This is a genomic window from Streptomyces sp. 17_S59 (genome assembly GCF_056930295.1).
In genome coordinates this window covers 7,058,678-7,072,446 of the sequence record NZ_JBXOWD010000001.1, presented here as the reverse complement: position 1 = coordinate 7,072,446, position 13,769 = coordinate 7,058,678, and the positions used below count along the sequence as shown (strand labels likewise).

The following is a 13,769-nucleotide window of genomic DNA, read 5'->3' as shown; positions in this document are numbered from 1 at the left end:
GTTGTCGCGTCGGGCGGGGCACACGCGGTTCCGATGGCTTGTCCGGCCGCCTATCCGGCCGTGACGGGGTGTGTGCGGGGACAGGTGAGGGTCGCGGTGCCGCGGTACTCGGTCACCGTGTCGGTGGCTCCGGAGAGGTTGCTCGCCGGAGCCATCACACTGAAGACCAGCTCGAGCGGGCCGCCGTTGACGACGACTTCCGTCGTGCCGTGGCCGGTCCGGGCGTACTTGGCGCGGTCCTGGGCCGGAACCTTCAGCTGGACACGGCCGGAGCCGGGCGTCGGGAAGGCCGGAGTCGTGTACGGGACGGGAGGGACGGCCATGGACTCGATGTCGTCCGGTACACAGGCGGGAAGCCCTTCGATCCGGAACCCCGCTGTGCCCTGTGGGATGGGTATCGGAGGTGGCGGGACGAGCGTCGCGGGGGGCGTCAGGGCCGGCACGAGGGTGATGGTGTCGCCCTGTCTGACCACGATCTTCTGCATGGGCGTCTCAGCTGCTCTGACCGGGTTGGCCGGCGATCTGGGTGATGGTGAACTGCACGAACTCGGCAGGACGCACCGGCGCGACACCGATGTCACAGATCACCTGACCGGCATCGATCGTCGCCGAGGTGTTGTTCGACCGGTCGCAGATCACATAGAACGCCTCGTCCGGTGTACGACCCAGCAACGCGCCCTGACGCCACTGATCGGTGAGGAAACTGACGACCGAATGCCGCAACGTCGCCCACAAACGATCGTCATTGGGCTCGAACACCGCCCACGTCGTCGACTGACGGATCGAGTCCGAGAGGAACGACACCAGGCGCCGCACATTCAGGTACCGCCAGTCCCGGCTGGTGGACCGCGTCCGCGCACCCCACACCAGCAGTCCCCGGCCGGGGAAGACACGGAGGCAGTTGACGCCCTTGTCGTTCAGCTCCCCGTTCTGGTCGTCGGTCAGCAGGGTGGGGATGCTGAGCACGCCGCGGAGGTTCTGGTTGGCGGGGGCCTTGAACACACCACGCTCGGCATCCGTACGGGCCCACACACCGGCCAGATGACCCGACGGCGGCACTGTACGCCGCACCCCGTCCACACCCGGAACCTCCACCCACGGGTAGTACAACGCCGTGAACGCCGCGTCGTCCGAATCCGGTGAGGCGAGAGTGCCGACGAAGTTCTTCAACGGCTCGACGAGCTGACCGGGCGGCGCGTCGACCACTGCGAGCCTATTGCGCAGCTGGGTGCAGTGCGCGAGCACCTTGTCGATGAGCGCCTTGCCGGTCGTCAGTACCGGGTCCGGCGGGGTCGCGCTCTCGGTGGCGGCGACGGTCATGTCCCAGAGGCTGGGCACGGCGACCATGGTGACCTCGGGCACGGTCTCCAGCCCGCCCAGGCCCGTACGCGCCTCTGCGTTCCCTGCGAGTACCGAGTCGGTCACCGGGGTGGCCGGGTCCAGGAATCCGACGATGTAGCAGGACGTCCCGCCGTTGGCGAAGAACCCGTACACCGCCTCGGCCAGGGTGAAGCACCTCTGGAGCACCTGGATCTTCTTGAGCTCCGCCGGTGTCAGTGTCTCCTGGTTCTGCTGTTTCTCCAGGAGGGGGGCCAGTTCGTCGCCCAGCTCCTTGATGGTGTAGCGGTCGACGAACTCCTGCCATCCGCGGATGGGCTGGGGGATCTTGCGCTGGTCGGCGGTGAAGGGCGGGGTCGACCGTTCCGGAGGGGTCACGCCGGGGAGTTCGGTATATCCGAGGAACGCGGGCGTCGAGGTGCCCGCTCCCACGATCATGCGGACGCCGCTGGACTTCTCGGTGACGTAGACGCCCGGGGGCTTGCTGGCCATCGTCTCGCTCCTCTCGGTCAGTCGACGGTGATGTCCTCATAGGTGATGGTCACCTGTTCCGTCGCGGTGCCGGAGTTGGCCGCCCCGAGCTGCGGTCCTTCCCAGCGGGACGCCCAGGCGTTGGTGAGGTGGATGCGGCGGACCGTCTGCTTCTGGGCGTCTTTCAGGGCGATGGTGATGTTCTGGCGGGCGCTGTCGAGATCGGCGTCGACCAATGTGGCCTTGATCCAGTCGGTGAACGCGGTGCTCTTGTCCATGCCCCGGGTGATCGTGATCTCGCCGGTTTTGCGTGCACCCGGCTGTTTGCGCACGATGAGCTCGCCGGTCGCGGATACCTGCCGGGTCTCGACCACGTCCTGCTCCAGGGTCAGTCCGGAGACGTCCTGGACGGTCTCGACCTGGAACTTGCCGAGTTCGATGGCGAAGGTATTGCTGCTGAAGGTGTCACCGGTCAACACGTGCGTATGCCTCCCTGTCAGGCGCCGGGTTGGCCGGCGATCTGGGTGATGGTGAACTGCACGAACTCGGCAGGACGCACCGGCGCGACACCGATGTCACAGATCACCTGACCGGCATCGATCGTCGCCGACGTGTTGTTCGACCGGTCGCAAATCACATAGAACGCCTCATCGGGCGTCCGCCCCAGCAGCGCACCCTGACGCCACTGATCCGTGAGAAAACTGACGACCGAATGCCGCAACGCCGCCCACAAACGATCGTCATTGGGCTCGAACACCGCCCACGTGGAGGACTGACGAATCGAATCGGACAGGAACGACACCAGACGCCGCACATTCAGATACCGCCAGTCCCGGCTACCGGACCGCGTCCGCGCACCCCACACCAGCAGTCCCCGGCCGGGAAAGACACGGAGGCAGTTGACACCCAAGTCGTTCAGCTCACCGTGGCGCTGATCGGTGAGCCGGACAGGCAGGGACAGCACGCCGCGCAGGTTCTGATTAGCGGGTGCCTTGAACACACCGCGCTCGGCATCCGTACGGGCCCACACACCGGCCAGATGACCCGACGGCGGCACCGTACGCCGCACCCCGTCCACACCCGGAACCTCCACCCACGGGTAGTACAACGCCGTGAACGCCGCATCGTCCGAATCCGGCGTGGCGAGCCCGGTCAGGAATTGCGGTACGCCGGCCGCCGTGGTGCCGGGCGGCGGCTCGCACAGGGTGAGCCGGTTGCGCATGGTCACGCAGTGGCCGATCACCTTGCCCAGGATCTCCGCGCCCGTGTCGGGCGCCGTGTCCCGGCTCCACAGGTCCGGTACGGCGACCATGGTCACGTCCGGAACGCTCTTCAGGCCGGCCAGGCCGGTGCGTTCGTCGGCGTTGCCGTCGACTTCGCTCGCGAGGGTCTTGGTGGGGTCGAGCCGGAGGACGTAGCAGGAACTCCCGCCGTTGGCGAAAAAGCCGTACACCGCTTCGTGCAGGTGTATACGCCCGGCCTGCTCGAAGCATTCGGCCGGGAAGGTCAGTTCCTTCTGGCGTCGGCGAAGGGGAACCAGCTTCTCGCCCGCCGCGAGCCACAGGCCGTAGGCCTCGGGAAAGGCCGCTCCGACCTTCTCCGCCGCGTCTTTCGCCGCTTCTCTGTCGGCGTCGCTGACGCCCTCCCCTGCCCAGTCGGCCGTCTGCACGGCGACGAGCTTGCCGAATTCCTCCTCGGTGACGACCGCCGGGGTTCCGGTGGTGGAGAGTTCCAGAAGCTCCCCTTCCCGGACACCGAGATCCGTGGTGGCCTCCTCGATGGCCTCCCGCAGGTCGCCCAGCGCCCGATCGAGCTCCTCCTTCCCCATTGGGGAGCGGAAGTGGAACGTGTCCACGAACTCGGACCAGCTGCTGACGAGTGTCGGCGGTGTGGACGCCGCGGGGCCGCCCACGGTGTAGCCGAGGAAGGCGGGGGTGGACGTACCCGCTCCAGTGATCGTCCGGACTCCGCTCGACCGCTCCGTGACGAACACTCCGGGTGCCAAGGGACGAGCAACCATGCCCTGTTTGCCCCTCTCTTCGGGAATGCGTGCCAGCAGCGAATCACTCCCCCGGGGGATCGCGCATGCAAAGGAGGGAAGCTACGCCAGACGACGTAGTGAGATGACATGATCACACAGCGTCAACAAGCCATTTCAGGTCAGCCGGCCGAGGAAGCGCCGACCCCCGCCACGGCGGGTGAGGGCGACGGCGGTCAGGGCGAGGGCCGGGGCCGCCGAGCAGAGTGCCAGGTGCGGGGGTGTGCCCGGGGCGGTGGCGGGCAGGTGGGCGGCTGCGGTGGTCGCCGCTCCGGCGAGGGCGGGGCCGCAGGCGCCGCCGAGCATGGCGAACGTGGTGGCCGTCGCGGTGGCGGTCGTGGTGCCCGTGGTGCCCGATGTGCCCTCGGCCACGGTCGCCATCGCGGCACCGTTGGCCAGGCCCAGGCCGCAGCCGATCAGGGCGCAGGAGCCGGCGATCAGCCACAGGGGTGTGGGCCTGCCGCCGCCGAGGCCGCCCGTGAGGAGGCCGGCGGCGATGCAGAGGAGGCCGGTGCGCATCAGGCGGGCACCGCCGCCGGGGGCTTCGGTGCGCCGGGCCGCCCAGCGGCCCGTGAGCGCCGCGGGCGTCACGGCCGGCAGGGTGACCAGCGCCGCCCGGAAAGGGCTGAGGCCGTGCGCCCGGGTGAGTTCGAAGTACGTCAGGAACGTGAACAGCGAGTTCGCGCAGAAGAGCACCAGCAGCACCAGCAGGGCGAGGCGCGCCGCCGGGCGGCGAAGGAGCCCGCTGTCGAGGACGAAGTCCTGGTGGCGCCGGGCCCGGTGCAGGAGGGCGGCGAGCAGGCTTCCCGTCGCCGCAACTGCCGTGATTACCGCGATCGGTGGGGCACCGGCCGCCGGGGCGGTCAGGGTGATGAGTGCCGCCGATGCCGTCGCGGTGCACAGGGTGATGCCCGCGCCGTCGAGCCGCCCTTCGCCTGCGGGGCGGGGGCGGTGCGGCGTCCGGCCGGGGAGCAGGGCCAGGGCGCAGGCCGCCGTGACCGCGGCCAGGAGGGCGAGGGCGCCGAACACCGCGCGCCACCCCAGCGCGCTCGTGAGCAGTCCGCCGAGCAGCGGCCCCAGGCCGGAGGCCGTGGCCGCGGTGGCCACCCACCCGCCGACGGCACGCCGTTCCGCGTCCTCGCCCGGGCTCAGCCCGATCAGCAGCGAGAGGCTGACGGGCGAGAGGACGGAGCCGCCGGCTCCCTGGGCCAGACGGGCGGCGAGGAGGCCGGGGCCGTGGCCCGCGGTGGCCGCCAGCAGGCTCGCGGCGGCGAACACGGCCAGCGCGGCCAGCAGGGCGCGGCGCGCCCCGTACCGGTCGGCGAGGTGTCCTGCGCCGAGTTGCAGGGGCCCGCTGGTGAGTTGATAGCCGGAGGCGTACCACTGGGTGAGGGCCGGGCCCGTGCCCAGGGCGTCCGCGACGGCGGGTACGGCTGCGGTGGGGGCCGCGATGGCCAGGGCGCTGCACAGCAGGGCGAGGTGACACGTCCGCAGGGGTCCGGACGTCACAGGAAGTACCCGTCGGGACGGACGATGTGTGCCTGCCGGTAGGCGTCGGTGCGCACCGTCAGCAGGGGCAGCGTCATGGCTGCCGCCCGGGGATCCGGGGTGCCGCAGGCCGGTAGGAGGTGCACGTGGGCGCCGGTGCGGAGGGCCTCGAACAGCCGCCGGTGAGGGCTCGTGGCAGTGTCGGTGAGCGGTACGTCGGGGGCCGGCGCCCCGCTCCGTACCCGTCCGCCGGGGCCCCCGGCCCTGCCCGGCAGCCCGGCCAGGACGGTGGCGAGCCGGCGGCGTACGGGGGGCAGCCGCGCGACCCCCAGAGCGGCGGCACGCAGGGCGTGGCCCCAGAGCGCGGGGGTCGCATTGACGTGCAACAGGGCGCCGGTGAGCCGCATGACGCGGGCGGCGGCCTGTCGGCGTTCCCGGGCATAGGCGTCGAGGAGCGCGTCGTACCGGGGGTCGGCGACCGCCGCGGCCAGGCGCCACCCCAGGGTCATGGCGTCGGCGATTCCCGTGTTGAGGCCCTGGCCCCCGGTGGGCGGGTGGACGTGGGCGGCGTCGCCGGCGAGCAGCACGCGGTGGTGGCGGTACCGGGCGGCGTGGCGGTGCTCGCACCGGTACCGGCTGATCCACTCCGCTTCGCGCAGTGCCAGGTCCTGCCCTGTGATGCGGCGCAGCAGTGTCCGGGCCAGGGCGGTGTCAGCAGGGCCGTCGGGCGGCCGGTAGGGGTAGAGGACCACGCGCCAGCGCCCGTCCCCGAACGGCAGGAACAGCGCCATGCCGTCGCGTCCCGAACGGCTCCAGGGCTGCTGCGGGCCGTGCACATCGAGCCGTGCGTCGACCGATACGACGTCGTAGGGGTGGACGGTGCGGTGCGCGGGTATCCCCGCGAGCCTGCGGACGGTGCTGTGCGCCCCGTCGCATCCGGCGATATAGGCGGCGCGTATCCGGCGCGTCCGTCCCGAGTGCCGAACAGTCAGCTCGACGCCTGTGTCGTCCGGGTGTACGCCGGTGACCTCCGCCCCGCGGACGACGAGTGCGCCGTTCTTGAGGGCGCATCGCTCCAGGAGTCGTGTCGTCCGGTGCTGGGCGAGGGCGAGTGCGCAGGGAAAGGGGCTGTCGAGCCCGGCGAAGGGGACCGTCGCCCTTGCGGAACCCAAGGGATAGTGATGGTACCGATGGCCGTGGGCGAGGAAGGATTCGACCATTCCGCGCATGTCGAGGAATTCGAGCGTGCGGGAATGCAGCACCAGCGCCCGAGTGACGCGGGGTATGCACGTATCCCGTTCCAGGACGAGGCATTCGGTTCCTTGCAAGGACAGTTCCGCTGCCAGTCGCAGGCCCACGGGGCCGCCGCCGACCACTGCCACCTGGACTGCATCGGGAAGAAGCGAGGCACCCACCATACGGCTGATTCCTTCACGGTACCCACCGCCGACGTCCCACAGGCTGGCACCGGTCAATCGCCGTGTCCAGACGGCCTCTTCGTGATTCCCTGAGCGAGTCCCACCCCATGCCGTCCATACGATTTTCGTACTTACATAAGGCCCGTTGACCGGGCTCTCCGGCAGCTGGGAAGGTGTCCGGGCAAACGGGCACCCGCACCGCACGGCGGAACGGAGAGCGATGGGCCATACCATCGGCGATCACGTCTACGGAGAATCAGGAATCGAATTCCTGCTCGTGGATCGATCCCTTTCCCGGCACCGAGTCCGCTCATTCCGCGTCGACGTCCGGCTGGGAATGGACCACCCCGAGGTCTACCGCGACGGCGACAATACCCGCCTGATCCCGGTCAGTTCGATCGCCAATGCCGTACTGGCCCTCGGCGCACGGCACACCGGCGCCGATCCGGAGACCTTCGCCCTGGCCCTGGCCGGGCATTTTCGCAACGCCGACCCCCCTCCCAGGACTGCCGACGTCCTCGTCTCCTGTACGGACCTCGCCCCCCTGGCAACCGGCGCACCACAGTCCGGCGTACGCCACTTCGGGCCCGGCGCCCGGCCCCGCGACCACGCCCACGTCACCCTCCCGCACGACGGCGAACCCTCCGTTCGCGGCGGTCTGCGGGACGTCGAACTCTTCGTGACCGGCGGCGCCACCTTCACCGGCTTCGCCCGCGACGCCTACACCACGACCCGGGTCGCCACCGACCGCGTCTTCGGGGCCCGTCTGGACGTGACCTGGCACCACACCGGCAGGGACGCGGACTTCCACGACTGCCGGCTCCGAGCCGGCAGGGCCGTCACCGAAGCGTTCGCCGGGCACACCAGCCGCTCCAGCCAGCACACCTTCTACCGATTGGGCGCCGCGGTCCTGGACGCCTGCCCCGAGATCGCGCACGTCCGCGTCGAAGGCGCCCATCTCACCCGCACACCGGTCGACCTTGCCGCCTTCGGCATCGACAACGACGGCCGCGTGTACACGGCGTCGGACGACCAGCAGAGCACCGTCTCGGTCGACGTGCACCGCACCTGACAAACGGCAGCAGCACACCACCAGCACGGGAAGGGACTTCGTGAACCCCACTCGACTGCGCAGGACCCGCACGGCGGCCGTGGCGGCCGCGCTCGGCGCCGCCGCCCTCGTCCCGGCGGCGCCCCCGGCACAGGCCCACGATCACGACCACGACACCGGCCACGACAGGGGCGCGGTGCTCCTGGAGTGTGCGGGCACCGTCGCCGCCACCTACTCGCCGGGGCTGACCCTCCTTCCCAGAGCGGTCTCCATCACCTCGCAGGCCGTCGTGGGATGCCCCGTCTCCACGGACCCCGCCTTCACGTCGGCCACCTTCGGCGGCAACTCCTCCGGCACGCTCTCCTGCCTGCTCGGCCCGGCCGACGGGACGCTCACGTTCCACTGGGGGAAGAAGAAAGAGGAGGAGGAGGACACGGACACCAAGAAGTCCGTTCTCCACGGGGAGGGCGGGAACGGCGGGAAGGACGGGACGCACGACCGCACGTCCACCGCCGCCATCCGCAGCGTCGCAGCGGTACGCCCCAACGGCAATATCGTCACCGTCAGCACGGGGAAGATCACCGACGGCGCGTTCGAGGGCGCGACCGTGGTCACCGAGGTGACCCTGCTCGCCTCCCAGCAGACCGCCTGCACCACCCCTCAGGGCCTCACCTCGGCTTCCGGCCCGACCACCGTGACCATCACTCGGCTCTGACCGCCGAGCACGCCCATGCGCGTACGGCCCTGCCGCGGCCGCTGGTCGCGGCAGGGTTGTTTACTTGCTTCTCGAAAAGGAGCCAAGTCAGCTCGCCTGCGCAGCGAAGGCCTCGTACGCCCGCTCGTCGAAGAGCACGAAGCGGACCTCTTCCACCGCCGTCTCCGTCTGCCGCACCGCCTCCACCACGATGCGGGCACCGTCGTCCATCGGCCAGCCGTAGCTCCCGGTCCAGATCGCCGGGAACGCCACTGTCTTTGCGCCCAGCTCGTCCGCAACCCGCAGGGACTCCCGGTAGCAGGATGCCGGCGGCCCGGACCGGTCCTCCGATACCGACCACACCGGGCCCACGGCGTTGGGCGTTCACCCACCGATCAGCGGACTCGGTCCGTGCGCGCGGACGGTGCCCCTGCCCGCAGTAGGCTCAGATCGCGATCACATCGGCCCGGCCAACGACGGCGGCAAGGTCTTCAGGCAGTGATGCCGGTCCCGCGCCGCGCACCGGGTATGGAGGGCCACCAGACGTCCCACCTCGCCCGTTAGGCATCTCCTGGCTGTGCCCGGGCTGCGCCGGAGACACTTGCGGTATGGCCTGACTACCACCGACGTGCTGCCCTGCCGGGTTGACCGGCCCGCGATGCCGAGACTCATTGCGTCAGGAGGGCGCGCCAGTGGTCAGCTGACTCCTGCATGTCCAGGGCCAGTCGCTGTCCTACGGGCGTGTCGAGCCCGAGCGTCTCCGCCGTGGTCATCGCGGCCTGTGCCGATAGCTCCACCGCGGCGAGTGGAAGGATCGCATCCCCCACGCTGGGCCGGACCGGATGCGTGGCTGGATACGTCCTATGTGACAGCTTGGCCGGTTTTAAAGCCGTGATGTTGCCGGGAAGTTAACACGGGGACATGATCACTGCTCGTATCGACCTGATCACTCATCCAGGAGCCGAGAAGTGATACGCCGAACCGCTCTCCGCGCCCTCGCCGGCGTCGCCGCGACCGCGACCCTCGCCCTGCCCCTCGCCCAAGGAGCCCAGGCGGCCACCCCGAACACGACCGCCCCGGCGACCGCCGTCACCGCTGCCGCCGCTGCCGCGATCAGCCCGGACGACGACAACCCCTTCCGTTGGATGGAACTGGACGGCCTGCGGGCCGACTTCCAGTTCATGTGTCCCGCGGGCCACTGTGCGGGTTTCTGGTCCCTGGTCCTGACCGACGCCGCGCAGCAGAAGTTCGAGGGCGGCAAGTTCTTCGTCTACGCCCCGGCCACGGGCGAGTTCAGCTTCTTCCTCGGCACGGACATCGCCGAACGCACGGTCGACCGCCCCAGCCAGGTACGCCTGGCCGACACCGGGTTCATGCGCTCCCACCCGCGCGTCGAGGTCCGCTACGGCGACCCCGGCCACCCGGACCGGGCCCGCATCGTCGCCTCGGCGACGACCCTGATGTAGCGAGCCACAAGCCCCGGCGGCCAGCACGGTCATGACCGGAGACGACCGCGCCGCCACCGCCGTCACGGCGCGGTCAAGGCCCTGAGCGGCACATCGCCGCCCCCCTCGTTTTCGTCGTGCTCTCGCATGCCCTCGTTTCACGAGATCTCACACAAGGGAGTTGTCAATTCTCATGGAAAAACGTCGGAGATTTCTCACCTTCACCGCCGTGGGTGCGGTCATATGCACCGCTGGATTCATGCCGTCGGTCAGCCAGGCCGCCAGCAGCGGCAATGGGGAGAAGAAGGGGGGCTACGCCGAAACGCACGGCCTGACGCCGGATGACGTCAAGAACATCAACGCACTGAACGAAAGAGCCCTGGTTCTGGGCCAGCCTGGCAAGCCTCTCACGGAATTATCTCCGAGTGCCGGCTCGTCCTTCCGGGGCCCCGGCTCTGTCGATGACAGAGAGACTCCTCCCGCCGAGCCGCTCGACAGGATGCCGGAGGCGTACCACGCCTACGGAGGCAGGGCGACTACGGTCGTCAACAACTACATACGCAAGTGGCAGCAGGTCTACAGTCAGCGCGACGGCGTGAAACAGCAGATGACCGAAGAGCAGCGAGAAAAACTGTCCTACGGTTGCGTCGGCGTCACCTGGGCCAATTCGGGTCCCTACCCGGCGAACAAATTGGCGTTCGCGTTCTTCGACGAGAACAAGTACAAGAACGACCTCAAAAACACCAGCCCCAGACCCGATGAAACGCGGGCGGAGTTCGAGGGTCGCATCGCCAAGGACAGTTTCGACGAGGGGAAGGGCTTCAAGCGGGCGCGTGATGTGGCGGCCATCATGAACAAGGCCCTGGAGAACGCCCACGACGAGGGGACCTACATCGACAGCCTCAAGACAGCGCTCACGAACAACAACGACGCCCTGCTCCACGAGGACAGCCGCTCGAACTTCTACTCTGCACTGAGGAACACGCCGTCCTTCAAGGAAAGAGACGGAGGCAACTACGACCCGTCCAAGATGAAGGCGGTGATCTACTCGAAGCACTTCTGGAGCGGGCAGGATCAGCGGGGACCCTCTGACAAGAGGAAGTACGGCGACCCGGAGGCCTTCCGTCCCGACCAGGGTACCGGCCTGGTCGACATGTCGAAGGACAGAAGCATCCCGCGCAGTCCCGCCAACCCCGGCGAAAGTTGGGTCAATTTCGACTACGGCTGGTTCGGGGCCCAAACAGAAGCGGATGCCGATAAAACCATATGGACCCACGGCGACCACTATCACGCGCCCAATAGCGGCCTGGGCCCCATGCACGTATACGAGAGCAAGTTCCCGAACTGGTCTGCCGGGTACGCGGACTTCGACCGCGGAACCTACATGGTCACGTTCATACCCAAGAGCTGGAACACCGCCCCTGCCAAGGTGAAGCAAGGCTGGCCGTGACAGAATCGGGCAGAAGGGCCCGGCCCCCAACCGACACCCCAGCAGACCTCCCCGGATACGAACGACCACTGGCCCTCGGAGTTGGCACCAGCTCCTCCCCCAGATGATTTTCACCCGTCACCGAAACGCAAAGCCGCTGGGGTGCCGCAGCCTGATGGCGTGGCGGCATCCCAGCGATTCTGAAGGGGGTCGGGCCGGGCAGATGCTCTCGGCGGAGAGGCAGGCGGTCAGTCCCTCACCTGTGCGGCGAACGCCTCGTACGCACGCTCGTCGAAGAGGACGAAGCGGACCTCCTCCACCTCCGTCGGCGTCTGCCGCACCGCCTCGCCCGCGATGCGGGCCGCGTCCTCCATGGGCCACCGGTAGACACCCGTGGAGATGGCCGGGAACGCCACCGTCCGCGCCCCCAGCTCGTCCGCGACCCGCAGGGACTCCCGGTAGCAGGACGCCAGCAGCTCCGACCGGTCCTCCGACGCCGACCACACCGGCCCCACCGTGTGGATGACCCATCCGGCCGGCAGTCTCCCCGCGGTCGTGGCCACGGCCTGGCCGGTGGAGAGGCCCTTGCCGTAGTGCGAGGCGCGGAGGGCGCGGCAGGCGGAGAGGATCTCGGGGCCGCCCGCGCGGTGGATGGCGCCGTCGACGCCGCCACCCCCGAGGAGGGAGGAGTTCGCCGCGTTGACGATGGCGTCCACGTGCTGTTCGGTGATGTCGCCACGGACACAGGTGAGGGTGGTCATGCCTCCATGTTCGGTGACATTCGGCCGGTATGGGGCACGCTGCCTGCGGTTTTCCTCGAAAGATCACCAAGGTCTGCCCGTTCGGGAAGCAGAAGTCACGCAACCTTTTCCCGGTTCCGTACCTCCTTCAGGTGTGTGCGGCTGCACTGCCGCGCACGAGGCGCACGAGGCGCAGACTTCATCGCTGACAGGTCGCGGGAAAACGAGGGATTCATGGGCGTGGGGGGAAGGGCTGCACCCCGGACTGACGTGGGGCGGGGCCGCAATGCCGAGCTGATGATGCTGGGCTTCGCGGTGCTGCTCACGCTGTTCGGCTACGCCTCCGTGGGCCTGGCCACCGACGGCAAGCTGCCCGGATCGCTGCTGGGGTACGCCCTCGGGCTGTCCGCGGTCGCCGCGGTCGCGCACCTGGTGGTGCGCAGGTTCGCACCGTATGCCGATCCGCTGATCCTGCCGATCGCCATCGGGCTGAGCGGGCTGGGGCTGGTGCTGATCCACCGGCTGGACATCTCGTACGCGATCCGCTGGCACTCCGCGCCGTTCGAGCAGAACCAGCTGATGTGGAGCGGTATCGGCCTGGCCGTCTGCCTGGGCATCGTGGCTCTTCTGAAGGACCACCGGCTGCTGCAGCGGTACACCTACGTCATGGTGTTCACGGCGCTGGTGCTGCTGATGGCGCCGGCGTTCTTCGGTGCGGACGCCTACGGCGCCAAGCGGTGGATCAAGCTGGGTGCGCTGTCGTTCCAGCCCGGCGAGTTCGTCAAGATCGCCATCGCGGTGTTCTTCGCGGGGTACCTGACTGTGCACAAGGACGCGCTCGCGCTGGCCAGCCGGCGGGTGCTGGGCTTCCATCTGCCGCGCGGGCGCCAGTTCGGGCCTATCGCCGCGGTGTGGGTGCTGAGCCTGCTGGTCCTGATCTTCGAGCGGGACCTCGGCACGTCGCTGATCTTCTTCGGTCTCTTCGTGATCATGCTCTACGTGGCCACCGAGCGCACCAGCTGGGTGGTGACGGGGCTGCTGATGTTCGCCGTGGGAGCGGTCGTGGTGGCCTCCTTCGAGCCGCACGTGCACGGACGTGTCGCCGCCTGGCTGCACCCGATGGACTACTACAAGGTGCCCCGGCCGCCCGAGATCGTCTCGGACCAGGCGGCGCAGGCGCTGTTCAGCTTCGGCAGCGGCGGTGTCCTGGGCACCGGCCTCGGGCAGGGGCACTCCGATCTGATCAAGTTCGCCGGGCGCAGCGACTTCATCCTGACCACGGTCGGCGAGGAGCTGGGGCTCACCGGCACGATGGCCGTCTTCACGCTGTTCGCGCTGCTCATCGGGCGGGGGCTGCGCGCCGCGCTCGATGCCCGGGACCCGTTCGGGAAGCTGCTGGCCACGGGCCTGTCGGGGGCTCTGGCCCTTCAGGTGTTCGTGGTCTCCGGAGGCGTCATGGGCCTCATTCCGCTGACGGGCAAGGCGCTTCCGTTCCTCGCCTCCGGCGGTTCCTCCCAGGTGGCCACCTGGGTTCTCATCGCGCTGCTGGTCAAGATCAGTGATTCCGCGCGCAGGCCGGATCCGGTACCGGAGGAGTCGGTGGACGAGCAGGCGACTCAGATGATCCGGCATTGAGCGGGGTGGGGTGGGGCCGGAC

General features: G+C 69.1%; 13 protein-coding genes and 1 pseudogene. 5 read left to right on the top strand and 9 right to left on the bottom strand.

What is annotated here, in order from left to right; genetic code table 11:
* Window positions 1-50 precede the first annotated feature (50 nt).
* From AC1Z4A_RS31810 to AC1Z4A_RS31785, 6 genes are all read right to left on the bottom strand, one after another.
* The gene (locus AC1Z4A_RS31810; protein ID WP_483683350.1) at window positions 51-485 is read right to left on the bottom strand and encodes a hypothetical protein; all 435 of its coding nucleotides are present in this window, start codon (window positions 483-485) and stop codon (window positions 51-53) included.
* Window positions 486-492: 7 nt separating this feature from the next.
* Window positions 493-1,830 (bottom strand): phage tail sheath family protein, encoded by a 1,338-nt coding sequence (locus AC1Z4A_RS31805; protein WP_483683349.1) that lies wholly within the window; start codon window positions 1,828-1,830, stop codon window positions 493-495.
* A 17-nt stretch (window positions 1,831-1,847) separates the two neighbouring features.
* Window positions 1,848-2,288 (bottom strand): phage tail protein, encoded by a 441-nt coding sequence (locus tag AC1Z4A_RS31800; RefSeq protein WP_483683348.1) that lies wholly within the window; start codon window positions 2,286-2,288, stop codon window positions 1,848-1,850.
* Between the two features lie 17 nt (window positions 2,289-2,305).
* Window positions 2,306-3,829, bottom strand: a complete 1,524-nt coding sequence (locus AC1Z4A_RS31795; protein WP_483683347.1) for a phage tail sheath family protein — start codon at window positions 3,827-3,829, stop codon at window positions 2,306-2,308.
* Between the two features lie 135 nt (window positions 3,830-3,964).
* Window positions 3,965-5,356, bottom strand: a complete 1,392-nt coding sequence (locus AC1Z4A_RS31790; RefSeq protein WP_483683346.1) for an MFS transporter — start codon at window positions 5,354-5,356, stop codon at window positions 3,965-3,967.
* Window positions 5,353-6,753, bottom strand: a complete 1,401-nt coding sequence (locus AC1Z4A_RS31785) for an FAD-dependent monooxygenase (RefSeq protein WP_483683345.1) — start codon at window positions 6,751-6,753, stop codon at window positions 5,353-5,355. Before AC1Z4A_RS31785 ends, AC1Z4A_RS31790 begins: the two co-directional genes overlap by 4 nt.
* Before the next feature lie 220 nt (window positions 6,754-6,973).
* On the opposite strand from AC1Z4A_RS31785, the gene AC1Z4A_RS31780 reads away from it, so the two are divergent.
* Both AC1Z4A_RS31780 and AC1Z4A_RS31775 read left to right on the top strand, forming a co-directional pair.
* A complete protein-coding gene (locus AC1Z4A_RS31780; protein ID WP_483683344.1) occupies window positions 6,974-7,825 on the top strand; it encodes a tunnelling fold family protein in 852 nt (283 codons plus the stop codon).
* Between the two features lie 40 nt (window positions 7,826-7,865).
* Window positions 7,866-8,519 (top strand): hypothetical protein, encoded by a 654-nt coding sequence (locus AC1Z4A_RS31775; RefSeq protein ID WP_483683343.1) that lies wholly within the window; start codon window positions 7,866-7,868, stop codon window positions 8,517-8,519.
* Window positions 8,520-8,606: 87 nt separating this feature from the next.
* Here AC1Z4A_RS31775 and AC1Z4A_RS31770 read toward each other — a convergent pair.
* A pseudogene (locus AC1Z4A_RS31770) lies at window positions 8,607-8,876 on the bottom strand (macro domain-containing protein); the annotation flags it as partial.
* Between the two features lie 290 nt (window positions 8,877-9,166).
* Entirely contained in the window at window positions 9,167-9,295 is a 129-nt protein-coding gene (locus tag AC1Z4A_RS31765; RefSeq protein WP_483683342.1) for a hypothetical protein, read from the bottom strand.
* Between the two features lie 171 nt (window positions 9,296-9,466).
* On the opposite strand from AC1Z4A_RS31765, the gene AC1Z4A_RS31760 reads away from it, so the two are divergent.
* Window positions 9,467-9,964 (top strand): hypothetical protein, encoded by a 498-nt coding sequence (locus AC1Z4A_RS31760; protein WP_483683341.1) that lies wholly within the window; start codon window positions 9,467-9,469, stop codon window positions 9,962-9,964.
* Between the two features lie 172 nt (window positions 9,965-10,136).
* Window positions 10,137-11,393 carry a protein-glutamine gamma-glutamyltransferase gene (locus AC1Z4A_RS31755; RefSeq protein ID WP_483683340.1) on the top strand — a complete coding sequence of 419 codons (1,257 nt, stop codon included), beginning with the start codon at window positions 10,137-10,139 and terminating at the stop codon, window positions 11,391-11,393.
* Window positions 11,394-11,620: 227 nt separating this feature from the next.
* Here the strand turns inward: AC1Z4A_RS31755 and AC1Z4A_RS31750 are convergent, their stop codons facing one another.
* Window positions 11,621-12,133 (bottom strand): O-acetyl-ADP-ribose deacetylase, encoded by a 513-nt coding sequence (locus tag AC1Z4A_RS31750; protein ID WP_483683339.1) that lies wholly within the window; start codon window positions 12,131-12,133, stop codon window positions 11,621-11,623.
* Window positions 12,134-12,346: 213 nt separating this feature from the next.
* On the opposite strand from AC1Z4A_RS31750, the gene AC1Z4A_RS31745 reads away from it, so the two are divergent.
* Window positions 12,347-13,747 (top strand): FtsW/RodA/SpoVE family cell cycle protein, encoded by a 1,401-nt coding sequence (locus tag AC1Z4A_RS31745; RefSeq protein ID WP_483683338.1) that lies wholly within the window; start codon window positions 12,347-12,349, stop codon window positions 13,745-13,747.
* Window positions 13,748-13,769: the final 22 nt, after the last annotated feature.